The sequence below is a fragment of the Curvibacter sp. CHRR-16 genome (assembly GCF_018474005.1).
Lineage (GTDB): Bacteria > Pseudomonadota > Gammaproteobacteria > Burkholderiales > Burkholderiaceae_C > Allorhodoferax.
This window is the reverse complement of the sequence record NZ_JAHCSH010000004.1, coordinates 305,807-331,410: the sequence shown is the minus strand read 5'-3', so window position 1 is coordinate 331,410 and position 25,604 is coordinate 305,807. Positions and strand designations below refer to the sequence as shown.

Genomic DNA, 25,604 nt, shown 5'->3' with positions numbered 1-25,604 from the left:
CCGCCATAGCCGGTCAGGTCTTTGCCGCTTCCTTGTGTGGTTCCATGTGGTCGCGTTGGGCCAATGCAGGGAAAAGCTTGAGCCAAGTTGCCGCGATGAGCATGGTACCCACACCACCGGCCACTACCGAAGTTACAGGCCCCCACATGGCGGCGGTGGCACCGGATTCAAACTCCCCCAGTTGGTTGGAGGCACCAATAAAAATGGAGTTGACTGCGGCTACGCGCCCACGCATGTCATCGGGCGTTTCTAGCTGCACCAAACTGCCACGCACCACCACACTCACACAGTCTGCGGCTCCGGTCACGATCAGCGCCAGCATGGAAACGAAGAAAGAGGTGGAGAGTCCAAAGATCACAATGGCTAAACCAAAAATAGCCACAGCGCTTAGGAGTTTTGCTCCAACCTTGCGATGCAGCGGCCAACGGGCCAGAGCCAAGGACATGCAAAAAGCCCCAATGGCGGGTGAAGAGCGCAAGACTCCCAAACCTATGGGGCCTGTGTGCAAAATGTCTTTGGCATAGATAGGCAGCAAAGCGGTAGCTCCGCCTAAGAGCACAGCAAACAAGTCCAAAGTGGTTGCGCCCAAGACCACTTTGCGTCGCCACACAAAGGCCACCCCTGCGAAAAAGCCTTGCCATCCTTGCGCTGCTGGCGGCGGTTTGTGGCTGTAATCCACTGCCAAAATCAGCGTGATGGCAATAGATAGCAGCACGATGCAGGTGGTGTAGACCCACTGCGCGCCCAAGGTGTAAATCAGTCCCCCCAGTGCAGGCCCACTGATCACGGCGATTTCCATGCCTGAAGCGTTGAGTGCGATTGCGCGGGGCAGCAGGGTTTGTGGTACCAAAGACGGCAAGATGGCCTGTTGCGCTGGCATTTGGAAGGCACGGGCGATGCCGAGCACGACAGATAGCAAGAGGATAAGTTCGCGTGTGGCGGTGCCGTAGTGTGTGCTGAGCAGCATGACCGCAGCCACTGTGGCTTGTGCCGCCAAGCTGCAGGCAAAAATGCGGCCACGGTGAACACGATCGGCCACGTGGCCTGCGGGCAATGCCATGAGCAGCGCAGGCACAAATTGGAATAGACCGACCAAACCCAAATCCCACGGACTGGACGTGATGTCATACATATGCCAAGCCACGGCGACCATCAGCATTTGGTTGGCGGTGACACCGCCCATGCGGCCTAGCCAGTAACGAACAAAAGGGGCGTGGTGTAGCAGAGCGGAGAGCGGTGTGGTGGCAGTGGAGTTACTCATGGAAAGGCCGCGGTGCGGCTAGAGATGCGTGAACAAAGGGTATGTTCAGTGTAGCAATCGTAGCCAAAGTGAACTTGACAAAGCAAAAAGCCCTGTGCGCAGGCACAGGGCTTTTGTATTTGGCGGAAGCTGTGAGATTCGAACTCACGGAGGGGATAAACCCTCGCCGGTTTTCAAGACCGGTGCCTTAAACCGCTCGGCCAAGCTTCCATAAGGCAGCGATTCTAAACCGATCGGCGGTGTTAACACGGCTTGAAGGGGGCTTTTTGGAGGGGAGTTGAAAAAGAGCAGATAAATACGCCTTAACGTATGCATTGATAATGGATAACATTGCATAATGTTTTTAACAATAACTAACATTTGTACTTATGCTGTTTGCGAGACTTTCTATCGCCCGCAAGTTATGGCTGCTTGTCATCAGTCTGTTGGGGGTCATGTTGTTGCTATCGACGGTACTGATTCAATACCGTGCGTATATCGATGAAAAAACGACCGAGCAAATCAATGCTGCTGAGCGCCGTATCGGGGTGGCGATGAAATGGCATGGATTAACCGAGCTTGGTGTCGAGCGCGCCATCATCGGGGCGATTGTTACCGACGAAGATGTGAGCAAGCGCTTGTTGGAGGCACGCAAAGCAGCCTCTGCGATGGTGACCGATATCCAGAAGCAAATCAATGAAGAAGCTATGCTCGCCCAAGACAAGGAGCAGTTAGACCGCATTGGAGAAGCTCGCAAAGTGGTGCTCGAATTGGTTGGTCAAGCGCAGCAGTTGCGGTCGGCTGGAGACATCGACTCGGCCAAAAAGTTGGTCGATAGCAAACTGCGACCAGCGGCAGACACCTATTTGGCGCAGCAAGATAAATACATCGATATGCAAAAAGAGCGCTTGGTAGCCTTAGGTGTCAGTAAACAAGAGCAGCTGAACATCGCACTGGGGATTGGCAGCGTGGTGGCATTGTTGGTGATTGCTACAGGTCTGTACTTGTCCTCACGCATTGTCGGGTCGGTAGTGCAGCCATTGGATGAGGCAGTGGCCTTGGCCCAAGCCATTGCCAAAGGTGATTTGTCCATGCGCATACAGGTCAACCAACGCCAAGATGAGTTGGGTCGCTTGCTGCAGGCGTTGAGCATGATGTCCGATCGCCTGCGCCAGCTAGTGTCCGACGTACGCGCAGGGGTAGGTTCTATTTCCACCGCATCCAGCGAAATTGCCTTGGGGAACCAAGACTTGTCGCAGCGCACCGAGCAAACTGCTAGCAGCTTGCAAGAAACCTCGTCCCGTATGGAGCAGCTCACCAATTCGGTCACGCAAGCGGCCGACACCGCCAACCAAGCCAACCAGTTGGCCAGCTCTGCAGCTACGGCTGCTACGCATGGAGGCCAAGTGGTGGATCAGGTGGTCGATAGCATGCAAAAGATTACCGATAGCTCGCGCAAGATCAGCGACATCATCAGCGTTATCGATGGCATTGCGTTTCAGACCAATATCTTGGCTCTGAACGCGGCGGTGGAAGCTGCACGTGCGGGTGAACAAGGCCGTGGTTTTGCCGTGGTAGCTACCGAGGTGCGCTCTTTGGCCGGACGCAGTGCCGATGCAGCCAAAGAGATCAAGTCCCTTATTACCGCCTCTGTGGAGTCGGTTGAAGCAGGTTCTGGTTTGGTAGAAGAAGCGGGCCGCTCTATGGGCGAAATTGTCAGCAGCGTGCGCCGGGTGAGCGACTTGGTGGCCGAAATCTCCTCTTCTGCTATGGAGCAGCGCGAAGGCATTGCCAAGGTCAGCAGCGCAACCAATCAACTCGATCAGATGACCCAGCAAAATGCGGCTTTGGTAGAACAAAGTGCTGCTGCAGCCTCTTCGTTGCGTGATCAAGCCCAACGCTTGAACGAAGTGGTATCGGTATTCAAAGTGGGTGATCTGGCTTTGCAACCTGCATCCATGGTCGTGAGCAAGCCGCTGGTCAAGTCAGCGCTGCCCACATCGGTGACGCCAGCAGCCAAACTGGCTAGCCCTGTGGTAAAGCCTGCACTGGCTAGGCCCGTAGTGGTCAAAGCGCTGTCCCGCAGCGACAGCACGGTGTCGTCCGCAGCCAAGGCAACGACCGCAGACGACGACTGGGAAACCTTTTAAGCCCTTCAAGCGGTTTTCAGCAGGCCTTTGGTTTCGATGAAAGAAATCACCTCCTGCAGGCCCTGCTGGGTTTTGAGGTTGGTCATGGCAAAGGGTTTGAGTCCTTTGGGGGTGGAGCGCATGCGCTGGGTGTCGGCGCGCATCACCTCCAAATTGGCACCCACGTGCGGGGCCAAGTCGGTTTTGTTGATCACAAACAGGTCGCTCTTGGTGATGCCAGGCCCGCCTTTGCGCGGGATTTTCTCGCCCGCCGCCACGTCGATCACGTAAATAGTCAAATCGCTCAGTTCGGGGCTGAAGGTGGCGGCCAAGTTGTCGCCACCGCTTTCCACGAACACGATGTCGGCATTGGGGAACTCGCCCAGCATGCGGTCAATGGCCTCCAAGTTGATAGAGCAGTCTTCGCGGATGGCGGTGTGCGGGCAACCGCCCGTTTCCACGCCCATGATGCGCTCGGCTGGCAGTGCGCCGCTCAGGGTCAGCAGGCGCTGGTCTTCCTTGGTGTAAATGTCATTGGTGATGGCCACCAAGTCGTATTGCTCACGCATGGCTTTGCAGAGCATTTCCAACAGGGTGGTTTTGCCAGAGCCAACAGGCCCGCCAATGCCTACGCGCAAGGGGGGCAGGGTCTTGGTGCGGTGGGGGATGTGGTGCAATGCTGTCATGGTGTTTGCTATAAAAGTGATAGCTGCTTGAGCAGTCTGGATAAGCTCTAGGAGCGAAAAAGCCGGGAATATTGCACCTCGTGCTGGGCACTCAAAATGGCCAGCATGGGGGCAAATGCCTGGGCGGTGTGGATGGATTCGTGGGCCAGTGCCGCATCGACTGCGGTGGGAATGCGCTCGGCCAGCGCGCTCAGGATGCGCTGCCCGGCGCTCTGGCCCAGTGGGACGGATTTGATGGCCGCTTGCATCATGTTCTCGGCCCAACCAAAGGCATAAGCCAGCAGGCATTCACGCAGCGGCGCTTGCGTGGCGCTGGCAGCCAGTGCAAACGCGCTGGTGTAGCCCACGGTGCCCATGCTGGCAAGCAGGGCAATATCAGCCGGAGCCGCCGTGGTGTGGTTGCGCAGCCAGTCCAGCAGGCTTTTGCCCATTTGCTCGCTTTGCAGGCGCAGCTCGGCACTCTCGCGGGTGGTCAGCAGCCATTGGTTCAAGGCGCGCACCTGCTCTGCATCATGCTTGCGCCAAGCGTGTATGGACAGTTGCAGCGCCACCAGCTCGCTGCGGGCCAAGGTTAGCTGTAGTTGGTCTAAGAGCCACAGCGCTGCTTCGCCCTCGTTGCTGACCAAACCAGCTTCTACCGCCGCTTCCAGCACTTCGGAGTACGAAAATCCGCCCACCGGCAGGGCTGGCGAGGCCAGCCACATGAGTTGCAGCAAACCCGTGTCAGTGGCCATGGTGGTGGTCGCAGCCACAGCCATCGCCGTGGGCATGGTTGTGTCCCTCTGCGTGCTGGTGGTTGTGGGAGTGGTTATGTCCATGGTCATGGTCATGGTCGTGTGCATGATCGTGGTCATGGCTATGCCCGTGGTGCGCATGCCCATGGCTGTGCGCACCGGGGCCGTGGGCCGATCCGTACGCACCGCCTTCGGGCTCGAATGGGGCCTGTGTCTCGGTCACGATCAGGTGCATGCTGCGCAGCATGTCGGCCAGCACGTGGTCGGGTTCGAGGTGCAAGTGGTCGGGGTGCAGCTCCATGGGCACGTGGCGGTTGCCCAAGTGGTAAGCCGCGCGCAGCAGGTCAAACGGCGTGCCGTGGTTGCTGCAGTGGGTCACGCGCAGCACGCTTTGGGCGGCTGCTTGCACCACGACAAAGGAACCGTCTTCGGCCACCAGCACATCGCCCCCGCGCACCACCGTGCCACGGGGCAAAAACACGCCCAACACGCGGCCTGTGGAGTCGGTGGCGTCAAAGCGGCTTTTTTGGCGCACGTCCCAGTCCAGTTCCACCGTGGCGGCGCGGGCGAGTAACACTTTGGCAAGGCCTTTGCCTTGGGGAATGAGTTTGGATACGGTCAACATAGGGTGATCTGCCAGTCGTTTTCAAAACGACGATTGTGCGGCTAGTTGGTGTTGCCAGTTTCGTGCGTCAGTTTTCACAGCGCCAAGGTGAAGAAGGCGCTGTACGGGTCTGGTTGGTAGTCTGCAAACGGTTCACAGGGTACAAAGCCGTGGCGCAGGTAGAGCTGACGGGCTGGGGCAAAAAAGTCTTGCGTCCCGGTTTCTAGGCTCACACGCTGCAAGCCGCGTGCACGGGCCTGGTTCAGTATGTGCAGCAGCATCTGGCCCGCCAGTCCTTGGCCCCGGCGCTGGGCGTGGGTGCGCATGGATTTGATCTCACCATGACCAGCTTCATCAAGCAGCTTGAGCGCACCCGTGGCCAGCAGCGTGGCCTCAGGAGGGGCATCGAGCGCATCCCATGCGCTGTAGAACAAGATGCCCGGCTGGCGCAGCTTGTTCATGTCCAGCGCATGCACGCTCTCGGGGGGTGACGCGGCGTACATGTCGCGCAAATGCTCCTGCATGAAGGCTTCGATGCGCGGGTCGCTCAGGTTGTCGTGGCGGATGAATAGGGTGGTCATGCAGGGGGCGCTAAAGAGGCTCAGAACAAAAAGTAGCGCTGCGCCATGGGCAGTTTCGTCGCCGGTTCGCACACCAGCAGTTGGCCATCGGCGCGCACGGCGTAGGTTTGCGCGTCAATCTCCATGGTGGGCAGGTAGGCGTTGTGCACCATGTGCTGTTTGCGCACGGCCCGGATGTTTTTCACGGCCGACACGTTTTTGGCCAAGCCAAAGCGCTCTTTCACCCCAGCTTGTTGGGCCGCTTGGGACACGAAGGTGAACGATCCCTTGTGCAGTGCACCGCCAAAGCTGCCAAACATGGGTCGGTAGTGCACGGGTTGCGGCGTGGGGATGGAGGCGTTGGGGTCGCCCATGGCGGCGTGGGCAATAAAGCCGCCCTTGAGGATGAGCGCGGGCTTGATGCCAAAGAAGGCGGGTTTGTAGATCACCAAGTCGGCCCATTTACCCACCTCGATGCTGCCCACTTCGTGGCTGATGCCGTGCGCGATAGCGGGGTTGATGGTGTATTTGGCCACGTAGCGCTTGGCGCGGAAGTTGTCGTTGCGGCTGCTGTCTTGCTCTAGGCTGCCGCGCTGCTGCTTCATCTTGTCCGCCGTTTGCCAGGTGCGGATGATGACCTCGCCCACACGGCCCATGGCTTGGCTGTCGCTGCTCATCATGGAGATCGCGCCCATGTCGTGCAGGATGTCCTCGGCCGCAATGGTTTCCTTGCGGATGCGGCTTTCGGCAAAGGCCAAGTCCTCGGCAATGCCTGCGTCCAGGTGGTGGCACACCATGAGCATGTCCACGTGCTCGTCCAGCGTGTTGCGTGTGTAGGGCATGGTGGGGTTGGTGGAGCTGGGCAAAAAGTTGGCCTGGCCCACCACCTTGAGGATGTCCGGTGCGTGGCCGCCGCCTGCGCCCTCGGTGTGGAAGGCGCAGATGCCGCGCTCTTTGGTGGCCGCAATGGTGTTCTCCACAAAGCCGGACTCGTTGAGCGTGTCCGAGTGGATGGCCACTTGCGTGTCGGTCTCGTCGGCCACGTCCAAGCAGTTGCTGATGGCGCTGGGCGTCGTGCCCCAGTCTTCGTGCAGTTTGAGGCCAATAGCCCCGGCGTTGATCTGCTCGCGCAGCGGCTCTGGCAGGCTGGCGTTGCCCTTGCCCAAAAAACCCAGATTCATGGGGAAGGCGTCGGCTGCTTGCAGCATGCGCTCCATATTCCACGGCCCCGGCGTGCAGGTGGTGGCGAAGGTGCCCGTGGCCGGGCCCGTGCCGCCGCCCAGCATGGTGGTCACGCCGCTGGTCAGGGCTTCTTCGATCTGCTGCGGGCAGATGAAGTGGATGTGGCTGTCAATGCCGCCCGCAGTGACGATGTTGCCCTCGCAGCTGATGATTTCGGTACCCGGGCCGATGATGATGTCCACGCCCGGTTGCGTGTCGGGGTTGCCTGCTTTGCCGATGGCCGCGATGCGCCCGTTTTTCAGGCCGATGTCCGCCTTGACGATGCCCCAGTGGTCGAGGATGAGCGCGTTGGTCAGCACCGTGTCCACAGCGCCGCCACCGGAGGGGCCAGTCCCAGTCCCGTCGCGCGTGCGCTGGCTTTGCGCCATGCCGTCGCGGATGGTTTTGCCTCCGCCAAACTTCACTTCTTCGCCGTAACCACCAGCGGCCAAGGTGTAGTCTTTTTCCACCTCAATGAGCAGGTTGGTGTCGGCCAAGCGCACCCGGTCACCCACGGTGGGGCCAAATATTTCCGCGTAGGCGCGGCGTCCGATAGTTGCCATGGTCAGAGTTTTCCTTGCACTAAACCGCGAAAGCCGTACACGATGCGGTCGCCCGCCAGTGGCACCAGTTCCACGGTGCGTTGCTGGCCGGGCTCAAAACGCACAGCAGAGCCCGATGGGATGTTCAGCCGCATGCCACGGGTGGCGGTGCGGTCAAAGTCCAGCGCCGCATTGGTCTCGGCAAAGTGGTAGTGCGAGCCGACCTGGATGGGGCGGTCGGACGTGTTGTGCACCACCATGCTGAGGGTGGGGCGGCCGGGGTTGAGCGGGTGTTCGCCGTCGTCAAGAAGGAGTTCGCCGGGGATCATGGGTGCGGCCTTACAGTTGGCTGAACAAATACATACCAGCAAGTCCGAGCCCGCCGCCCAAGGCCGCCAGCACCGGGGTGCTGCGCTCGGCCAGCCAGCGGCGCAGCCCCAAGCCCGCAAGCACGCCGCCCGCATGCAGCAAGGCGGTGGTGAGCACAAAGCCAGCGGCGTAGCCAGCAAAACCGCTCGCAGGTGTTTCGGCACCGTGCGCCAAGCCATGCAAGGATGCCGCTACTGCCACCAAGCCCAAACCGAACGCTGTGGGCATGGGCAAAGCCAATGGTTTGGCGGCCACCATGAGCATCAGCCCGAACAAGGACACCGACAGCGCAATGGCATGTTCCAAGAACGGCACGGTAAGCCCACTGGCTCCCACGATGGCGCTCAGCACCAAGGCCAGCAGGAAGGTGGCAGGCCCCTGCCAAGCCTTGTTGGCTGGCAGGGCGCTGACCGACCACACACCCACGGCCAGCATGGCCAGCAGGTGATCGGGGCCAAAGGGGTGTGCCAAACCTTCCATCAGGCTGTGGGTTCCATGGCCAGTATGGGCGCTAGCGCCCATGGATAAAGCTGAAAGCGCTATAAAAATGCTAGCAATTTGCAGCCGGTGAACGGTGCGGGTTGCGGTTGATGAGGGGGTGGGTGTGCAGGACATAGGCGGTGTTGGGGCAGTGGGGTTGGCGGTCGTTAAACAATGGGCTGGTGCACGGTGACGAGCTTGGTGCCGTCGGGGAAAGTGGCTTCCACTTGGATGTCGGGAATCATCTCGGGCACGCCCTCCATCACGTCGTCGCGGGTCAGCACGGTGCGTCCTTCACTCATGAGCTGGGCCACGGTTTTGCCATCGCGGGCACCTTCCATCACAGCGGCGGTGATGAGGGCAATGGCCTCGGGGTAGTTGAGTTTGAGCCCACGCGCCTTGCGGCGCTCTGCCAACAAGGCAGCGGTGAAGATGAGCAGCTTGTCTTTTTCGCGGGGTGTGAGTTCCATGCCCGCTGCTTAGCAAGTGTTGTGCCCTGTTGTGGGGCGTGGGCGCTCCTAGGGGGTGGCTGTACGCCAAAAGGCGCAGTTCGCACGTGATGGGCTGCTTGGCAGTGCTGCCAAGGCTTGTCGTGGCATGGAATCTGCACCCCTTGGGGGGTGACTGACCCCGACCTGAATACCGCCCCCGCCCAGCGCGTGGTGAAGGTGCGCCGCGACTACAACAATTGGGTCGCGCGCGAGACCATGGAAGACTATGCGCTGCGCTTTACCCCGCAGCGTTTTCGGCGCTGGTCGCCGTTTCGCGTGGCCAACACGGCTTTTGGCGCGGCCTCGTTTCTTATCTTGGAGGCGGTGGGCGGCACACTCTTGGTGCAGTACGGGTTCCTCAATGCCTTGTGGGCCATTTTGGCGACTGGGGTGCTGATTTTTCTGGCTGGCTGGCCCATCAGCGTCTACGCCGCCCGCTACGGGGTGGACATGGATTTGCTCACCCGCGGAGCTGGGTTTGGTTACATCGGCTCGACCATCACCTCGCTCATTTATGCCTCGTTCACCTTCATCTTCTTTGCGCTGGAGGCGGCGGTCATGGCCTACGCGCTGGAGCTGGCGCTGGATATACCGCCCTCGTGGGGCTACTTGTTGTGCGCCGTGGTGGTCATTCCGCTGGTCACGCACGGGGTGTCTACCATCAGCCGCCTGCAAATGTGGACGCAGCCGCTGTGGCTCATCATGCTGCTGGTGCCCTTTGTGTTTGTGCTGACGCGCGATCCTGGTGCGTTTGCAGGCATATCGCACTATGTTGGTGAATCGGCGGCTGATGCAGGCTTCAATTGGGTGCTTTTTGGTGCGGCACTGACGGTGGGGGTGGCCTTGATCACCCAAATGGGTGAGCAGGCCGACTACCTGCGCTTCATGCCTGCCCGCACAGAGGCCAACCGCCGCCAATGGTGGGCAGCGGTGCTGGTGGGCGGGCCGGGCTGGGTGCTGGTGGGAGTGGTCAAGATGCTGGGTGGTGCCCTGCTGGCGTGGCTGGCGCTGCAGCGCAGCGTGCCGGCAGACCGGGCGGTGGATCCCAACCAAATGTACTTGGCGGCGTATGAATACGTCTTTCCCCATTTGGGGTGGGCGGTGGCGGCCACGGCGCTGTTTGTGGTGGTGTCACAGCTCAAGATCAATGTGACCAACGCCTACGCCGGGTCGCTGGCGTGGAGCAATTTTTTCTCACGCCTGACGCACAGCCACCCAGGACGGGTGGTGTGGGTGGTGTTCAACTGCCTGATTGCTTTCATGCTCATGGAGATGAATGTGTTCCACGCCTTGGGCAAGGTGCTGGGCTTGTATTCCAACATCGCCATTGCTTGGATCATGGCGGTGGTGGCCGATTTGGTCATCAACAAACCGCTGGGCTTGTCGCCACGGGGCATTGAGTTCAAGCGCGCGCATTTGTACGACATCAACCCGGTGGGCGTGGGGGCCATGGTGCTGGCTTCGGGCACGTCTATCTTGGCGTATTTGGGTTTGTTTGGCGTGGTGGCGCAGGCTTTCTCGGCGGTGGTGGCCATGCTGACGGCCTTGCTGGCAGCGCCGCTCATTGCGTGGGCTACCAAGGGGCGCTACTACTTGGCCCGCAAGCCCGACTGGAAGTTTGCCCCTGCACCGCGCCAGCACAGCGGACCACTGGCAGCGATGGCCCACAGCGCGCCCCAACTACAGCGCTGCGTCATTTGCGAGCGCGAATACGAAGCGCCCGATATGGCGCATTGCCCGGCTTACCAAGGGTCTATTTGCTCGCTGTGCTGCACGCTCGATGCCCGCTGTGGCGACATGTGCAAACCCCACGCCAGCTTGTCGGCCCAGTGGTCGGCCACGCTGCGCTGGTTGTTGCCGCGCCGGGTCTGGCCGCTCATAGACAACGGGCTGGGCCATTTTGTGCTCTTGATGGCGGTGATCGCGCCACTGCTCTTTACCGTGTTTGGCGTGTTTTACGCGCAGGAATTGGATGGCCTGCGCGATTACCCTGACATGCAAACCACGCTGCGCGAGGCGCTGTGGTCGGGGTTTAGCAAGGTGTTTGCGGCGCTGCTGCTGTTCTTGGGTATCGTGGCGTGGTGGTTGGTGTTGGCGCACAAAAGCCGCAAGGTGGCGCAAGAAGAGTCCAACCGCCAAACCCACCTGCTGGTGCGCGAAATTGCGCTGCACCGCCGCACCGACCAAGCCTTGCAAGCGGCCAAGCGCCAAGCCGAGCAAGCCCAGCAAGCAGCCGAGGCGGCCAACCACGCCAAGAGCCGCTACATCAGCGCCATCAGCCACGAACTGCGCACGCCGCTCAACAGCATCTTGGGCTATGCCCAGCTCATGGGCGAGGATGCGGCCATACCGCCGCACCGCCGCCAGGCCATCAGCGTCATCAAGCGCGGGGGCGAGCACTTGCTCTCACTCATAGACAACACGTTGGACATGGCGCGGATCGAAAATGGCAAGCTCACGCTGGACGTGCAGCCCATGCAGTTTGCGCACGATATGCAAGAGATTGCCTCCATGGTGGAGTTGCAAGCGCAGGGCAAGGGCTTGCGCTTTGAGTTCGAGGTGCTGGGCCATGTGCCGCAGTGGGTGCGGGCCGATGCGCGGCGGGTGCGGCAAATCGTGCTCAACCTGCTGGGCAATGCCGTCAAGTTCACCCAGCGCGGTGCGGTCACACTGCGCTTGCGCTATGCGCGGCAAATGGCACAAATCGACATCGTTGACACGGGCCCGGGCATGACTGCGCAGGAGCTAGCCAGCATTTTTGAACCCTTCGCCCGGGGCAGCACCTCGGCTGGGCAGGCCAGTGGCTCGGGCTTGGGGCTGACCATTGCCAAAATGCTGACCGACCTCATGGGCGGTGAACTGCGTGCCAGCAGCACCGTGGGGCAGGGCTCGGTATTCGAGGTGCGCCTTTTCTTGCCCGAACTGCGCGACGTGCCCGATGCGCTGCGCCTGCCGGTGCCGCAGCAGGTGCGCCACGGTTACGCTGGGCCACGCCGCAAGTTGTTGGTGGTGGACAACGAGGAGGCCGACCGCGAGCTGCTGGTGAGCCTCTTGCAGCCACTGGGCTTTGAGGTGCGCACCGCGGCCAGCGGCTTCGATTGCCTGGATTTGCTCAGTGCCGGACTGCGCCCCGACGCCTTGTTGCTGGACTTGGCCATGCCTGGCATTGATGGCTGGGAAACCCTGCGCCGTGTGCGCGCCATGCCCGGTACGGCCAGCATGGCGGTGGCCATTGTGTCGGCCAACGCCTTTGACCGGGGGTTGGACAACGGTTTGGGCCTGCCGCCGGAAGACTTTATCGTCAAACCCGTGCGCCACAGTGAGCTGCTCGACTGGCTGGGCCGTAAGCTGCAGCTAGAGTGGGGGCTGCCTGAGCAGGCAGCGCCTTTGCCCGCAGCGCCACAAGCCTTGCCCTTACCCGCTGCGTTGGACTGGAGCGAGGTGCGCCAAGCGGCCGAACTGGGCTACTACCGCGGCGTGGTCAATGCACTCGATGCCCTGCAGGCTCAAACACCGGTGGGAGTGTCTCTGGCCGTGCTGGAACACACACGCACCTTGGCGCAGCAGTACCAATTCGATGCGCTGTTGGCCTACCTGAACGAGATGGAGACAGACCATGCAAGCCCACCGTGAGCGTGTGGACAAAACCCTGAACCGCGCCAGTAGCGATGTGGTGCTCATCGTGGACGATGTGCCCGACAACGTGGCTGTGCTGCACGATGCACTGGAGGAGTCGGGTTACACCGTGTTGGTGGCCACCTCGGGTGAGTCCGCTTTGGCCCGCGCCCTGCAGGCCGAGCCCGATGTGGTGCTGCTGGACGCCATGATGCCCGGCATGGACGGCTTTGCCGTGGCACGGGCCATGAAGGGGCAGGCGAGTTTGGCGCACATTCCCATCATCTTCATGACCGGATTGACCGAGACCGAATACCTGGTGGCAGCGCTGGAAGCTGGTGGGGTGGACTATGTGACCAAGCCCATCAAGCCCAAAGAGGTACTGGCCCGCATGCAGGTGCATTTGCAGGGTGCACGCGAGCGCCGCCAAGCCCGCCATGCCTTGGATGCCTTTGGCTATGCCAGCATGACGGTGCGTGCCAGCGATGGGGCGCTCTTGTGGCAAACCCCGCTGGCGCGGGAGCTGTTGCTGCGCCACTGCGGTACCGAGGCCCCGCATACCCCTGTCGAGCTGCAACAGTGGTTGGCTCAGTGCCTGCAGCAGGTGGCCGACGGTTTGGAGCCTGCCAAGCTGGTGCTGGAGCGGGGGGCTGCCCGCCTGATTTGCCGCTTACACCAGCAAATTGGTGACAGCGATGCCGGGGGCGACTGGCTGGTGGTAATGCGCGAAGTGTCGGACGAGGCGGTGATTGGCTCCATGAGCTTGGCTTTCAAACTCACCGCCCGCGAAGCCGAGGTGCTGTACTGGGTGGTCAAAGGCAAGACCAATAAAGACATTGGCGACATCTTGGGCTCAAGTCCCATGACGGTGAAAAAACACCTGGAGCGTGTCTTTGTGAAGCTGGGCGTGGAAACCCGCACCGCCGCCGCTGGCATGGCCATGGCCAAGATCCGCCAACTGCACCCGCAGTTCGAGGGCTGACGCGGCTTACTGGCTGGCGCGTGCGCGGGTGGTGGAGCCGCGCACCACCAGTTGGGGTGCTGCGGTGATGCGCATGGCTGGTTGGCCTTGGGCTTGCTGGATTTCTTCCATCAAAATGGCCACGGCCATGTCGGCGGCTTCTTGGGTAGGTACAGCCACGGTCGTCAGGGCAGGGCGCATTTGGTGCGCCAGTTGGATGTCGGTGACCCCCACCACCGACAGTTCGTAGGGCACTTGCAGGCCCAAGTCGGCAGCGGCTTGCAGCACACCCACAGCAGGCAGGTCGTTGGTGGCAAAAATCGCGGTCAGCGCCGGGTTGCCTGCCAGCAGACCGTGGGCGGCATTGCGGCCAGCGTCAATGCTGTCGTGGCCAAAGCGCACTTGGCGTGCTTCATCCACCTGCAAGCCAGCTTTTTCCAGCGTTTCTTTGAATCCTCGATAACGCCAAATGTGGTTGCCCGTGGGCAAGCTGCCCACGATGGCACCAATTTGCTTGTGCCCCAGCTTGAGCAGGTGTTCTGCGGCGCAGGCTCCCGCCTGGTAGAAGTCCACCGCCACGCAGGGCAATGCAGGTGGCTCTTGCGGGCGTTCCCACATGCACAGCACCACGGGTATGCCGCGGTTGTGCATGTCCAGCAAGGCGTCTATCTGCACGAAGTCGGCGTTCATGACCAAGATGCCGTGGGCCAGCGATCCGCTGACGGCATCCAAGTAGGCTTTTTCCTGCTCCGGGTCGTCATTGGTGTTGCAGACGATGAGGAAATAGCCCAGCTTGCGCACGGCTGTTTCCACTGCTTGCGCGAACTCGGGATAGAAGGGGTTGGCAATGCTCGAGGCCACCAGCGCAATGGTTTGTGCCCGCCCTTGCACCAAGGCGCGGGCGTTCAGGTTGGGGCGGTAACCCAGTTCTTTGGCCAAGGCCAAGATGCGTTCGCGGGTTTCCTTGCCTACCTTGCCGCGGTCTCGCATCACGTTGGAGACGGTGGCAACGCTTACCCCGGTTTGTTCGGCTATTTGCGCAATGGTGACCATGGTGAGAATGTTGTGTTTTGCGGTGGATTGTTACATCCCTGCCGCAGTGTCCCATATGGCCACTTCCCCTGCCTGCAGCACCGCCTGTCCCAGCAGCAGCGGGGTGCCCGGTGGCACTGGTACGGCAGCAGCGTCGGGGCCGTAGTTGATGGCCATGCGCAGCTGTCCGTGGCTGCGCAAGCGCAAACCTCCGGTCAGTGCTTGTGTGCTCACTCCGGCAGCATGCAGCACCGTCTGCAAAACGCTTGGCAAGCCTTCACCCAACCAAGCGGCTAGGTAGTGCAAGCGCCCGTGCTGTACGTGTGCTGGCAGGCCGTCGGCAAAGTGGGCGTGCACTTGCAGGCCACTGGTATTGGCTTGTGGCAGGGGTTGCACCACATCGCGCCAGCGGCTGGCGTGCCCAATGGTGTGCTGACCTTGCTGCACTGCGAGTGTGGTGTGGGGGCGCAGACTGTCCACGCGCAACACCTGAATGGGCAGGTGAACTTGCAGTGGGCCCGGTGGCAGTTCAGCAGGTATGCCAAAGTGCTCTGTCTTGCTACCGCTGCGCGGCCCCAGCAGCACATGGCCCGGATGCTGTGCCAGTTTGTCGGCCAGTGCGGGGCTGATGCGGGCGATGCTGGGGACGATAACTGCAGCGTAATTTTCCAGCGTGGCATCGGGGGATACGATGTCGATATCCAAGCCCAGTTGGCGCAAGGTGCTGTAGTACTGAAAGACCAGTTCTTGGTAGTGAAAATCAGCCCCTTGGGGTTGGATTTGGTAGATCCACAGGCTTTCGTAGTCCAACACCAAGGCTACAGGGGCTGGGTTGCTGCGCGTTGGAGGCAGTTGCGCCAGTTCTTGGGCCACTTGGCGCGCTTCTAGGCCGCCTTGGTCCAGTTGGCGGTTGGGCAGGTGCAGGCCCGAATGCATTTGCTCTTGCGCATAGGGCAGCTGGCGCCAGCGGAAGTAAGACACCACTTCAGCCCCATGGGCCCAGGCTTCCAGTGTCCAAGCGCGCACCATGCCGGGAATGGGAATTGGGTTCCACTGCGCCCAGTTCACCGGCCCAGCCTGTTGCTCCATGATCCACCAACGGCCTTGGCCCAAGCCGCGCATCAGGTCGTGGTGGTAGGCCGACAGGTCGGGGTGACCAGTGCGCGACCAGCGTTGCCGATCTGCTTCGGTGATGAATGGCACTGTTTCGGTGTGGCCCAGTGGATAGCTGTCCCAAGTGGCAATGTCCAAGTCCTGCGCCATGCGGTGGTGGTCAAACTCGCCGTAAAAACCCATGAAGTTGTGCAGCACATCGCGCCCGGGGGAGTGCGTCCGCAGTATCTCGGTTTGCATGCGGTTGAAGCTGCACACTTCGTCCGATACAAAGCGTTTGAAGTCCAAGCTGTGGATGGGGTTGGCGGGCGCAGCCAGTGTGATGGGCAGTTCAACCTGCTCAAAGCTGCCCACTTCCATGCTCCAAAACACATTGCCCCACGCGGTGTTGAGGGTTTCTATGGTTTTATAACGTTCTTTTAACCACAGTCGAAAGCGGCGCAGCGCATCGGGCGAATAGGAGGTTAGGGTGTCGTGGCAACCGTATTCATTGTCGGTTTGCCAAGCGATCACGGCCGGATGCTTGCCATAGCGTTGCGCCATGGCCTGCACGATGGCGGCACTGGCGTTGCGGTAGGAGGCGTTGGACAGGTCGCAGTGGCGCCGGGCGCCAAAACCTTTGCGCCGACCATAAGCGTCCATGGGCAATACGCTGGGATCTTTGTCCACCAGCCAGCGGGGTGGGGCGGCTGTTGGTGTGCCCAGCACAACTTGTAGGCCTGCTTCGGCCAAAATGTGGATGGCTTTGTCCAGCCATTCCCATTGGTAAAGACCTTCGGATGGTTCCATGCGGGACCAAGCAAATTCCGCAATGCGGACTACTTGGATACCCAAATGGGCCATGTCTTGAGCGTCCTGATGCCAGTAGTCTTCTGGCCATTGTTCAGGGTAGTAGCAAACGCCCAGTTTCATTGGTTCGCGTCTCCGTTTGTAATAGATTGGTGTTGGTTAAAGGATTAACCTTTGATTCAAACAGAAGCCCGAAAAACTGTCAATGCAAGTTCTGCACTTTATGAAATAAAGCGATATCTCAGGGGATAACCCTAATGCAATGCCCTGTTGTCGTGTCTACACTTCATGGAGTTAATCGTTTAATTAAAACCATGCATACTGGAGACAAAGTCGTTGACATCACCGTGCCTGCCCATACCCGGGTGGTGGAGTCGAGCTATCTGAATTTGGGCCACTACCAGCAGCAGGGTCGCTCGTTGCAGGTCAATAACGTCTCGCTGGTGCGTGATGGCAAGCCGTGGATGCCGGTGATGGCGGAGTTCCACTATTCGCGCTACCCCCAAGTCGAGTGGGAAGCTGAGCTGCGCAAGATGCGTGCTGGTGGGGTAGATATTGTCGCGTCTTACATCATCTGGAGCCACCATGAGGCGCAACAGGGGCACTACCAGTGGCAAGGTTCGGCAGATTTACGCCGTTTTGTCGCTTTGGTGCAGGAGTGCGGCATGCTGTGCTACCTGCGTCCAGGGCCTTGGGTGCATGCCGAGGTGCGCTATGGCGGCTTTCCTGACTGGCTGCAGTTGGGATGTGAGGGGCTGCGCAGCAACCACCCCCAATATTTGACAGAAGTAGAGCGCTGGTTCAATGCGATTGGCCAGCAGCTACAGGGCTTGATGTGGGAGCATGGTGGCCCGGTTGTTGGTGTTCAGCTAGAAAACGAATATGGCTCTACTGGCCCGGGTTGTGGGGCAGAGCACATCGCCGAGCTCAAGCGTTTGGCGGTGCAGGCGGGTATGCGCGTGCCGCTGTACACCGTGACGGGCTGGCCTACGCTGGATATTCCGGCGCAAGAGGTGATTCCAGTGTCTGGTGCCTATGCGGACGGTTTCTGGGGTGCCAGCCAGTATCAGCAAGATCCTTCGGGTGTGTTCGTCTTCAACACCATGCGCAGCATTGGCGAGATGGGCAATATCGAAGGCACGCCAGCCAGCGGGCAGATTGATAAGCAGCGTTACCCCTTTTTCTTGGCTGAAGCAGGGGGCGGTATGCACGTGTCGTACCACCGTCGCCCAGTGGTCACAACCGAAGATGTGGCTGCCACGGCATTGGTGCAAGTGGGGTCGGGGGCCAATTTGTATGGCTATTACATGTACCACGGTGGCTCCAATCCACCGGGCACCCGCCTGCAAGAAACGCAAGACACGGGTTACCCCAATGATGTGCCTGTGGTGGGGTATGACTTTCGTGCTCCTTTAGGGCAGTATGGCTTGGCGCGCCCAAGCTATGGGCGCTTGCGCACGGTGCATAGCTTCATGGCTGCATTTGGCGAAGAGCTTGCGGGCATGGATGCGGCCATTCCAAACGGCTATGTGCCCGATGCAAGCAACTTGCGCGATGTGCGGGTGGCAGTGCGTGGAGCAGGGCGCAGTGGTTTTGTGTTTATCAACAACCATGTGCGCCAATATCCCATGCCCCACTTTGCCGATGTGCACCTGCGCTTGCAGGGGGATGGGTGGTCGCAAGTGTTTCCCGGTGTGCATATTGCCAATGGAGTGAGTTGTATTTGGCCTTTTGGTTTGGCATTGGGGGCGGCTAGGGTGGCTTACGCCACTGTGCAGCCACTGACGCGTTGGAGCACAGAGCAAGGCCAAGTGCTGGTGCTGTTTGCAGTGCCTGGCGTAGCACCGGAATGGGTGCTAGATGCCGCGCATGTAGCGCGGGTGCAGTCGGCTGGTGCCAAGGTTGAGCGCTTGCCAGACCAATGGCGTGTGACGCCCCTGCCCGATGCCTACCCCGTTGTGGTGCAGGTGCATACCGACGATGGTCAGTGTCACCGGGTGGTGGTGCTATCGGCTAAGCAGGCCGATCAAGCGCAGCGCATGGAGATTGCTGGTGCCCAGCGCTTGGTGATGAGTGAGTGCATGCTCTACCAACAGGGCGACGCTTTGGTTTTTCAGGTGCCAGATGACGGCGTGGCGCAAGCCCACGTGTATCCCAGCCAAGGCTTGGGCGAGGGCCATGGCGATGAATGGGCGCTGGTATGCCCTGCGCTGACAGAGCCAGTCAATGCCGCTGCCCAGGGAGATGTGCAGTGTGTCTTGTTGCATGACCAGCAAATACCACCGCCCGTGCGCATGGGGCCCCATGTGGCGTGGCGCCAGTGTTCCGTGCCTTTGGCCCCGAGCGATGCGGCTTATGAGCAAGCGAGCCAGTGGGAGATCATCATGCCAACAGCAGGCCCTGGTGATGCGCAGCGGGTGATATTGGCATTGGACTATGTGGGCGATGCTGCACGTTTGTATGCCAATGGCCAACTGGTGGATGACCATTACTGGGATGGTGAGACTTGGCGCATTGGTATTGACCGTTTTGCCCTGGATGGCCGGTGGCCGTGTTTGGTGCTCAAGGTGCTGGCAGTCAATCCAGCCTTGCCCATTTATCTGGAAGACAAGGCCCGTGCACAGTTGCGTGCGCATCCGCACGGTGCTGATGTGTTGTCGGTGCAGATGCAGTGCTGGCGTGAAGAGCGTGTGGTTTTTTCTGAAGGTGGGAGTCTGTAATGGCTGGCTTGAGTTTGCGTGGTATTAGCAAGTCTTTTGACGGGGGGCTTAGCACCACCGTCAAGGATGTGAGTTTGGACATTGCGGATAACGAATTTTGTGTGTTTGTCGGCCCCAGTGGTTGCGGCAAATCCACTCTGTTGCGCATGATTGCTGGTTTAGAGGATGTGACGGCAGGTGATTTGCTGATTGGTGGTCGTCGCGTCAACGAGTTGGCCCCATCGGAACGCAATGTGGCCATGGTGTTCCAGAACTATGCGCTGTACCCGCATATGGATGTGGCCACCAATATTGCTTTTGGCATGCGTTTGGCGGGTTATAAGAAAGACGAGATCAACCATCGGGTAAGCAACATTGCGCAGGTGCTGCAAATCGAGCATTTGCTGGAGCGTTTGCCCAAAGCCTTGTCGGGAGGACAGCGTCAGCGTGTGGCCATTGGCCGTGCCTTGGTGCGCGATCCTGGGGTATTTTTATTCGATGAACCGTTGTCGAATTTGGATGCGGCTTTGCGCACCCAAATGCGGGTGGAGATTGCCCGCATGCACCGCGAGTACGGCAAGGCCAGCTCGATCTATGTGACGCATGACCAAGTGGAGGCCATGACTTTGGCCGACAAGATTGTGCTGCTGCACAGTGGCGAGGCGATTGCCAAGTACGGCAGCATTGCCCAAGTGGGCAGCCCCATGGAGCTGTATCTGCGCCCCAAGAATTTGTTTGTGGCGGGCTTTATTGGCTCCCCCAAGATGAACTTTATCCAAGCCGTCGTGAGCCGTTTGGAAGCCGATGGCGTGTGGGTGAAAACGGCCGATGGACGCGATTTGCAGGTGGCGGTACAAGCCGGTGCGCTCCAAGTGGGGGATGCCGTCACACTGGGAGTGCGCAGCGAGCATCTGAGCATGGTGGCGCAAGCGCAGGCCAATACCTTGCCTTGCCGGGTCAATTGGGTCGAGCGTTTGGGCGATATGACCTACGCTTATCTGGATGTGCCTGAGCAAGCGCAAATCACACTGCGCTTGCCCGGTGATAGCGCCGTGGCAGTCGGTGATGTGGCCCATGTGCATGTGCCAGCCCAGCATGGGCATGTGTTTGACAAAGACGGCCAGGCTTTGCCGGCCTTGAATGCGTAAATCCAACAACGAGGAGACAGGTATGAGTAATACATTGGCAACTTTGACCCGCCGTGGTGTATCCGTGGCCTTGGCAGCAGCGCTGGTGGCCGGTTGGGGCGCGGTAGCCCACGCTGCCGAGAAGGGCGTATTGACGATTTGGATCAACGGCGACAAGGGCTACAACGGCATCATCAAAATGGGGGAGAAGTTCACCAAGGACACGGGTATCCCCGTCAAGGTGGAGCACCCAGAGGATGCCATTGCCAAGTTTGAGCAAGCTGCAGCAGCAGGCAAAGGCCCTGACATTTGGATTTGGGCCCATGACCGTGCGGGTAGCTGGGCATCGTCGGGTTTGATCAGCCCTGTGACCCCTTCTAAAAAGACCATGGATGCCATCGATCCTTTGGCTTGGAGTGCATGGACTATGGGGGGCAAGGTATGGGGCTATCCGCTGTCCATCGAATCGGTGGCTTTGCTCTACAACAAGGCGCTAGTGCCCACTCCTCCCAGTAGCTGGGAGGAGGTGATTGAGCTGGACAAGAAGCTCAATGCCAATGGCAAGCGCGCCATCATGTGGCCCATGACCGAGGTGTATTACTCCTACGGTTTGTTCTCAGCGGGTGGTGGTTATGCCTTCAAGCGCAATCCCGATGGCAGCTACAACGCCAAGGATACGGGCATGAACAATCCCGGCTCTGTGCGTGGCATGGAAACGCTGATGAAGCTCATCAATGCGGGCGTGATGCCCAAGACTGCCAACTACGCGGAAGCCGAAGCGGGTATGAATGAGGGCCGTGTGGCGATGATGATCAACGGCCCATGGAGTTGGAACAACCTGAAAAAGAGCAAGATCGATTTTGGCGTGGCGCCCTTTCCCAAAGTGGATGGCAAGCAAGGTGGCCCTTTTGTGGGGGTAGTGGGTGCCATGTTGTCGAGCTCTACGCCCAACAAGGAAATTGCCAACGAGTTTTTGGAAAGTTATCTGCTGTCGATGGATGGACTCAAGGCCATGAACGCCCATGTGCCACTGGGTGTGCCTGCTAACAAGGCTTATTACACCGAGTTGAAGTCTGATCCACGCATTGCCGGAGCCATGGCAACAGCCCAAAGCGGGACGCCTATGCCCAATATTGCCGAAATGACGCGTTTTTGGACGGCCATGTCCGCTGCGCTGCAAAACATTACGCAAGGCCGCGAGAGCGTGAGCAATGGCCTCAATCGTGCTGCCAAACGCATCACGGCAGCCGACTGATTGTGAGTGGCCCTTCGGTGGTGATTTCGTGAGCCTTGAACGTGAATATGAGAGAGAGTCCAATCGTGCGTAAACGTTCCCTGTTGCACTATGCAGTAGCTGCCTTGGGGGTACTGGCTGTGCTAGCCGTACTGGCCTTGGTGGTGGTCATGCTGATGCTGCACCAGAAGGCTTTGGCAATCAGCACCTTGGGTGCTTTGGCCTTGGGCTTTTTGCTGTACCTGTCGCCCCGCTTTTATGCCTGGCGTTATGTGTTTCCAGGGGTATTGGCAGCAGTGGTGTTCATCGTGTTGCCCATGGCGTACACCTTTTCCATCAGTTTCACCAACTACAGCTCGGCCCATTTGCTGACTTTGGAGCGTAGCCGCGAGGTGCTGCTGGGGCAGATGGATAGCCAAGGCAATGGAATGCAAGCCCAAGTCATTCCACGTGAGGGCGCTTTTCAACTTTTGATGACGGCCGATGATGGCGCGCAATACCACTCGGCCCTCTTTGCGTTGGGAGAGCCTGTGCGCCTGCCTTTGGTAGCCGGTGTCGTAGAGGCTGACGCTGCCTTGGGATTCAAAGACCTCTTGCAGCACAAGGATGCCTTGGAGAAAGTGGTGGCGGTGCTGCCCGATGGGCAAGAGTTGCGTATGAGCAGTTTGCGCCGTTTTGTCAGTATGAAGCCCAAATTCCAAATCAATGCCGATGGGTCGCTGACCGAATTGGCCAGCCAGCAGGTGTTGTCGGCCAACCTGCGTACGGGCTTTTGGACGCGTGTTGATGGCAGCACGGTAGAACCGGGTTTTCGCGCCGTAGTGGGTTTGCAGAATTACGTGCAAATCTTCACCGAGGAAAAATTTCTCGACCCCTTTTTGCGGGTGTTTGCTTGGACGTTTAGCTTTGCCACTCTCAATACCTTGTTTACCTTCGGTTTGGGCATTGTGTTGGCGACTTTGCTGAGCTGGGATGCGCTGCGTCATCGCAACTTCTACCGCATCATGTTGTTCTTGCCGTATGCGGTGCCTGCGTTCATTTCTATCCCGGTGTTTCGTGGGTTGTTCAACGAAAATTTGGGTGAGATCAATGCCGTGTTGGATGCCTTGTTTGGTATTCGCCCCGGATGGTTTTCGGAGGCGGGCTTGGCTAGGTCTATGGTGCTCATCGTCAACGCATGGTTGGGTTATCCCTACATGATGATTTTGTGCATGGGCTTGATCAAGGCGATTCCGTCCGAGTTGTACGAAGCATCGGCTTTGGCTGGAGCGGGGCCTTTGACGAACTTTTTCCGCATCACCTTGCCACTGATTGCCAAGCCGATTGCGCCTTTGCTGGTGGCCTCGTTTGCGACGAACTTCAATAACCTCACGTTGATTGCCTTGCTGACCGGAGGTGCGCCGGATTATTTGGACACCATGGTGCCGGTGGGAGCGACCGATCTTTTAGCGTCTTACACCTACCGCATTGCATTTCAGGATTCAGGGCAGAACTATGCCTTGGCGTGTGCCATCTCGTCACTGGTGTTTGTGCTGGTGGGTACTTTAGCGGTGATCAACCTCAAGTTGTTCAAAGTAGGCAAGGAAGGACGCTGACTATGGCCGTGGTAATGAAAAAATCGCAGCGCTGGCGCGTTTTGCTGGCCCATGCATGGATGCTGATGTTTGTAGCCATCACCGTGCTGCCTTTTTTGGTGATTTTGTCCATCTCGTTCAAGCAGGGAAATTTCTTGGGCGGTGGTTTGATTCCCAAAAACTTCAGCTTGGAGCACTGGAAGTTGGCACTGGGCTTTTCTTACACCGATGCCGATGGGCAATTGGTCAAACCACCGTTCCCCGTGTTGCTGTGGATTTGGAATTCGCTCAAAGTGTCTTTCGTCTCGGCCGCGATTGCTTTGCTGTTGTCTATCACCAGCGCCTATGCATTTGCTCGCATGCGCTTCAAGGGCAAAACAACCTTGCTCAATGGTTTGCTGCTGTTGCAAATGTTTCCCTCGGTGCTGGCTTTGGTTGCCATCTACGCTTTGTTTGAACGCATTGGGGAGTTTGTGCCGTGGTTGGGCCTTAATAGCCATTGGAGCTTGGCATTGGCATATACCGGTGGGATTGCGCAGCACATCTGGCTTATCAAAGGCTATTTCGACAGCGTGCCCCACGAGTTGGAAGAGGCTGCGGCAGTCGATGGTGCCACCCCGTTGCAAGCCTTTGTGTACGTGCTGTTGCCCATGGCCGTGCCTATTTTGGTAGTGGTGTTTGTGTTGGCTTTCTTGGGCGGAATGATCGAATACCCCGTGGCTTCGGTCTTGATGCACAACGAGGAGAACCTGACCTTGGCTGTCGGGTCGCGCTTGTTCCTGTTCAACCAGCGTTACTTGTGGGGTGACTTTGCCGCCACGGCGGTTTTGGCCGGTATTCCACTGACGGTGCTGTTCTTGGTAACCCAACGTTGGTTGACCTCTGGCCTGACTGCGGGGGCTGTTAAGGGCTAATCCGGATGTGCTCGTGTAGCACATTCTTTTAGTATTTAGGTTAAACGTTTTATCTGCAGGTAATCCTGCCTAACAACAGGCGCAAGCCATATGGAGACGACAATGAAGCAAGCAACATTTGTGATGCAAACGGTGGCAGTAGCTGCATTGCTGGCAATCAATGCCACAGCGCATGCCCAATTCAGTACCAGCGGTTATTTCCGCGCTGGAACCATTTCTTCTGGGGATCGCACAACGCAGTGCTACGGTCTGGGTGACCGTGATTACGGTGGTGGTACTTTCCGCTTGGGCAATGAATGCGATGTGTTTGGTGAAATTGACTTGACCAATAAGACCAAGGTTGGCGACTTGGAGGTGACAGCCCACTTGATGCCTGGCTATTACTCCAACTCCACCACTGACTCCAGTCCCAATATGTCTGCATCGCCTAACTGGACGACCAACCAAGCGTACATCGAAGTGTCAGGGGCAGACATCGCACCTGAAGTCAGCTTCTGGGTTGGTAAGCGTTACCAAGGTCGCTCAGACATCCATATCACCGATACCAAGTACTTCAAATTGGATGGCAACGGTGGCGGTGTGGACAACATCAGCGTGGCTGGCGGCAAACTGGGTGTGGGCTACTACCGCCGCGATGCCAACGTAACCAGCAACCAACAAAACGGCTGGGGCTTGGCCACGCGCATCAACGTGGACTACAACACCAGCAAAGTAAATGAGGGTGGTTGGCTGCGTGTGGTTGGAACGGTTGTGCAAACTGAAGAGTATTCCAAATTAGCGTCTGGTGAATGGGTGAAGGGTACCGATGGACTGGCTTTGGGTTTCCAACACAGTCAGTGGAATGCATTGGGCTTGGGCGGTGCCAATAACCTGTTTGTGCAAACTGCCAGTGGTGCAGCAGGTTTAGATGGCAACTTCGCTAGTGCGTTCGGCGGTGCTAGCCCCGATTCAAATGGCGAAATTTGGTCGCAAGTGATCCAAGGACAACCTTGGGTCAGAATACAGGCACCACGTCAAACTGCAACACGTATTGCGGATGAATTCAATTTCCAACAAGGCAAGTGGGGTGGCGCATTGGTGGTGAGCGTGGAAGATCGCAAAACTTGGAATGACACAGCGGGTATTTTGATCCGCACACAATATTCCGCTGTGGGTGGCCGTGTTGCCTATGCATTTACCAATAACTTTAAGTTGTTGACTGAGGTGGGCTTTAGCATGGCCAAACCCGAGAATGGTGATACCCAGACGCTTAATAAATTCACGATTGCACCAACCATCTCCACAGGTGGTGGCATCAAAGACCGTCCGGAGTTGCGCTTCTTCTACTCCCATTTCAACTGGAACGATGCTGCTGCCACTGCCAAGAGCTGGTCGACCAGCAAAAAGAGTGCGGACGCGATTGGTGTGCAAGCCGAGTACTGGTGGTAAGCACGGCTGTATTGTCAGTAATCAGTTGAACTGCCTTCACCGCATTATTCAGTGCGGTGAAG

20 protein-coding genes and 1 tRNA gene are annotated in these 25,604 nt (G+C 58.8%); 9 read left to right on the top strand and 12 right to left on the bottom strand.

The window, feature by feature from the left end; translation table 11 throughout:
• Positions 1-13 precede the first annotated feature (13 nt).
• Positions 14-1,261, bottom strand: coding sequence for an MFS transporter (locus KIK84_RS11175; protein ID WP_214123172.1), 1,248 nt, complete (start codon positions 1,259-1,261; stop codon positions 14-16).
• Between the two features lie 120 nt (positions 1,262-1,381).
• Positions 1,382-1,471, bottom strand: a tRNA-Ser gene (locus KIK84_RS11170).
• 158 nt (positions 1,472-1,629) lie between these two features.
• Here KIK84_RS11170 and KIK84_RS11165 point away from each other — a divergent pair.
• A complete protein-coding gene (locus KIK84_RS11165) occupies positions 1,630-3,390 on the top strand; it encodes a methyl-accepting chemotaxis protein (RefSeq protein ID WP_214123171.1) in 1,761 nt (586 codons plus the stop codon).
• A gap of 5 nt (positions 3,391-3,395) precedes the next feature.
• Here KIK84_RS11165 and ureG read toward each other — a convergent pair whose 3' ends face one another.
• The 8 genes from ureG to KIK84_RS11125 form a co-directional block, all read right to left on the bottom strand.
• Entirely contained in the window at positions 3,396-4,055 is a 660-nt protein-coding gene (gene ureG, locus KIK84_RS11160) for an urease accessory protein UreG (protein ID WP_214123170.1), read from the bottom strand.
• Between the two features lie 47 nt (positions 4,056-4,102).
• Positions 4,103-4,825, bottom strand: coding sequence for an urease accessory protein UreF (locus tag KIK84_RS11155; protein ID WP_214123169.1), 723 nt, complete (start codon positions 4,823-4,825; stop codon positions 4,103-4,105).
• Complete coding sequence (gene ureE, locus KIK84_RS11150; RefSeq protein ID WP_214123168.1) at positions 4,779-5,414, bottom strand: urease accessory protein UreE; 636 nt, start codon at positions 5,412-5,414, stop codon at positions 4,779-4,781. Before ureE ends, KIK84_RS11155 begins: the two co-directional genes overlap by 47 nt.
• Positions 5,415-5,488: 74 nt before the next feature.
• The gene (locus tag KIK84_RS11145) at positions 5,489-5,974 is read right to left on the bottom strand and encodes a GNAT family N-acetyltransferase (protein ID WP_214123167.1); all 486 of its coding nucleotides are present in this window, start codon (positions 5,972-5,974) and stop codon (positions 5,489-5,491) included.
• A gap of 20 nt (positions 5,975-5,994) precedes the next feature.
• Entirely contained in the window at positions 5,995-7,737 is a 1,743-nt protein-coding gene (gene ureC / locus KIK84_RS11140; RefSeq protein ID WP_214123166.1) for an urease subunit alpha, read from the bottom strand.
• 2 nt (positions 7,738-7,739) lie between these two features.
• Positions 7,740-8,045, bottom strand: coding sequence for an urease subunit beta (locus KIK84_RS11135; protein ID WP_214123165.1), 306 nt, complete (start codon positions 8,043-8,045; stop codon positions 7,740-7,742).
• Positions 8,046-8,055: 10 nt separating this feature from the next.
• Positions 8,056-8,700, bottom strand: a complete 645-nt coding sequence (locus KIK84_RS11130) for a HupE/UreJ family protein (protein WP_214123164.1) — start codon at positions 8,698-8,700, stop codon at positions 8,056-8,058.
• A gap of 32 nt (positions 8,701-8,732) precedes the next feature.
• Positions 8,733-9,035 (bottom strand): urease subunit gamma, encoded by a 303-nt coding sequence (locus tag KIK84_RS11125; RefSeq protein WP_214123163.1) that lies wholly within the window; start codon positions 9,033-9,035, stop codon positions 8,733-8,735.
• A 237-nt stretch (positions 9,036-9,272) separates the two neighbouring features.
• Here KIK84_RS11125 and KIK84_RS11120 point away from each other — a divergent pair, with 237 nt between their 5' ends.
• Together KIK84_RS11120 and KIK84_RS11115 are read left to right on the top strand one after the other, a co-directional pair.
• Positions 9,273-12,689 (top strand): hybrid sensor histidine kinase/response regulator, encoded by a 3,417-nt coding sequence (locus KIK84_RS11120; RefSeq protein ID WP_214123291.1) that lies wholly within the window; start codon positions 9,273-9,275, stop codon positions 12,687-12,689.
• Positions 12,673-13,653: a response regulator gene (locus tag KIK84_RS11115; RefSeq protein ID WP_214123162.1), complete on the top strand. Its 981-nt coding sequence runs from the start codon at positions 12,673-12,675 to the stop codon at positions 13,651-13,653. The genes KIK84_RS11120 and KIK84_RS11115 overlap by 17 nt, the downstream gene beginning before the upstream one ends.
• A 6-nt stretch (positions 13,654-13,659) precedes the next feature.
• On the opposite strand, the gene KIK84_RS11110 is transcribed toward KIK84_RS11115, so the two are convergent.
• Positions 13,660-14,685: a LacI family DNA-binding transcriptional regulator gene (locus KIK84_RS11110; RefSeq protein ID WP_214123161.1), complete on the bottom strand. Its 1,026-nt coding sequence runs from the start codon at positions 14,683-14,685 to the stop codon at positions 13,660-13,662.
• Positions 14,686-14,715: 30 nt separating this feature from the next.
• The gene (locus KIK84_RS11105; protein WP_214123160.1) at positions 14,716-16,689 is read right to left on the bottom strand and encodes a beta-galactosidase; all 1,974 of its coding nucleotides are present in this window, start codon (positions 16,687-16,689) and stop codon (positions 14,716-14,718) included.
• Positions 16,690-16,880: 191 nt separating this feature from the next.
• Here KIK84_RS11105 and KIK84_RS11100 point away from each other — a divergent pair, with 191 nt between their 5' ends.
• The 6 genes from KIK84_RS11100 (at position 16,881) to KIK84_RS11075 (ending at position 25,542) form a co-directional block, all read left to right on the top strand.
• Positions 16,881-19,286 carry a beta-galactosidase gene (locus KIK84_RS11100; protein WP_214123159.1) on the top strand — a complete coding sequence of 802 codons (2,406 nt, stop codon included), beginning with the start codon at positions 16,881-16,883 and terminating at the stop codon, positions 19,284-19,286.
• Positions 19,286-20,413, top strand: coding sequence for an ABC transporter ATP-binding protein (locus KIK84_RS11095; protein ID WP_214123158.1), 1,128 nt, complete (start codon positions 19,286-19,288; stop codon positions 20,411-20,413). The genes KIK84_RS11100 and KIK84_RS11095 overlap by 1 nt, the downstream gene beginning before the upstream one ends.
• Before the next feature lie 22 nt (positions 20,414-20,435).
• Positions 20,436-21,647 (top strand): maltose/maltodextrin ABC transporter substrate-binding protein MalE, encoded by a 1,212-nt coding sequence (gene malE, locus KIK84_RS11090; RefSeq protein ID WP_214123157.1) that lies wholly within the window; start codon positions 20,436-20,438, stop codon positions 21,645-21,647.
• Positions 21,648-21,712: 65 nt separating this feature from the next.
• Positions 21,713-23,221, top strand: coding sequence for a maltose ABC transporter permease MalF (malF, locus tag KIK84_RS11085; RefSeq protein WP_214123156.1), 1,509 nt, complete (start codon positions 21,713-21,715; stop codon positions 23,219-23,221).
• A 2-nt stretch (positions 23,222-23,223) separates the two neighbouring features.
• Entirely contained in the window at positions 23,224-24,114 is an 891-nt protein-coding gene (malG, locus tag KIK84_RS11080) for a maltose ABC transporter permease MalG (protein WP_214123155.1), read from the top strand.
• A gap of 102 nt (positions 24,115-24,216) precedes the next feature.
• Positions 24,217-25,542: a carbohydrate porin gene (locus tag KIK84_RS11075; RefSeq protein WP_214123154.1), complete on the top strand. Its 1,326-nt coding sequence runs from the start codon at positions 24,217-24,219 to the stop codon at positions 25,540-25,542.
• The last annotated feature ends 62 nt before the right edge of the window (positions 25,543-25,604 follow it).

Excerpts from the sequence above, each read along its gene's own strand:
- KIK84_RS11175 (WP_214123172.1), bottom strand. The coding sequence starts at position 1,261 with ATGAGTAACTCCACTGCCACCACACCGCTCTCCGCTCTGCTACACCAC.
- KIK84_RS11165 (WP_214123171.1), top strand. The coding sequence starts at position 1,630 with ATGCTGTTTGCGAGACTTTCTATCGCCCGCAAGTTATGGCTGCTTGTC.
- ureG (WP_214123170.1), bottom strand. The coding sequence starts at position 4,055 with ATGACAGCATTGCACCACATCCCCCACCGCACCAAGACCCTGCCCCCC.
- KIK84_RS11155 (WP_214123169.1), bottom strand. The coding sequence starts at position 4,825 with ATGCCCACGGCGATGGCTGTGGCTGCGACCACCACCATGGCCACTGAC.
- ureE (WP_214123168.1), bottom strand. The coding sequence starts at position 5,414 with ATGTTGACCGTATCCAAACTCATTCCCCAAGGCAAAGGCCTTGCCAAA.
- KIK84_RS11145 (WP_214123167.1), bottom strand. The coding sequence starts at position 5,974 with ATGACCACCCTATTCATCCGCCACGACAACCTGAGCGACCCGCGCATC.
- ureC (WP_214123166.1), bottom strand. The coding sequence starts at position 7,737 with ATGGCAACTATCGGACGCCGCGCCTACGCGGAAATATTTGGCCCCACC.
- KIK84_RS11135 (WP_214123165.1), bottom strand. The coding sequence starts at position 8,045 with ATGATCCCCGGCGAACTCCTTCTTGACGACGGCGAACACCCGCTCAAC.
- KIK84_RS11130 (WP_214123164.1), bottom strand. The coding sequence starts at position 8,700 with ATGTCCTGCACACCCACCCCCTCATCAACCGCAACCCGCACCGTTCAC.
- KIK84_RS11125 (WP_214123163.1), bottom strand. The coding sequence starts at position 9,035 with ATGGAACTCACACCCCGCGAAAAAGACAAGCTGCTCATCTTCACCGCT.
- KIK84_RS11120 (WP_214123291.1), top strand. The coding sequence starts at position 9,273 with ATGGAAGACTATGCGCTGCGCTTTACCCCGCAGCGTTTTCGGCGCTGG.
- KIK84_RS11115 (WP_214123162.1), top strand. The coding sequence starts at position 12,673 with ATGCAAGCCCACCGTGAGCGTGTGGACAAAACCCTGAACCGCGCCAGT.
- KIK84_RS11110 (WP_214123161.1), bottom strand. The coding sequence starts at position 14,685 with ATGGTCACCATTGCGCAAATAGCCGAACAAACCGGGGTAAGCGTTGCC.
- KIK84_RS11105 (WP_214123160.1), bottom strand. The coding sequence starts at position 16,689 with ATGAAACTGGGCGTTTGCTACTACCCTGAACAATGGCCAGAAGACTAC.
- KIK84_RS11100 (WP_214123159.1), top strand. The coding sequence starts at position 16,881 with ATGCATACTGGAGACAAAGTCGTTGACATCACCGTGCCTGCCCATACC.
- KIK84_RS11095 (WP_214123158.1), top strand. The coding sequence starts at position 19,286 with ATGGCTGGCTTGAGTTTGCGTGGTATTAGCAAGTCTTTTGACGGGGGG.
- malE (WP_214123157.1), top strand. The coding sequence starts at position 20,436 with ATGAGTAATACATTGGCAACTTTGACCCGCCGTGGTGTATCCGTGGCC.
- malG (WP_214123155.1), top strand. The coding sequence starts at position 23,224 with ATGGCCGTGGTAATGAAAAAATCGCAGCGCTGGCGCGTTTTGCTGGCC.
- KIK84_RS11075 (WP_214123154.1), top strand. The coding sequence starts at position 24,217 with ATGAAGCAAGCAACATTTGTGATGCAAACGGTGGCAGTAGCTGCATTG.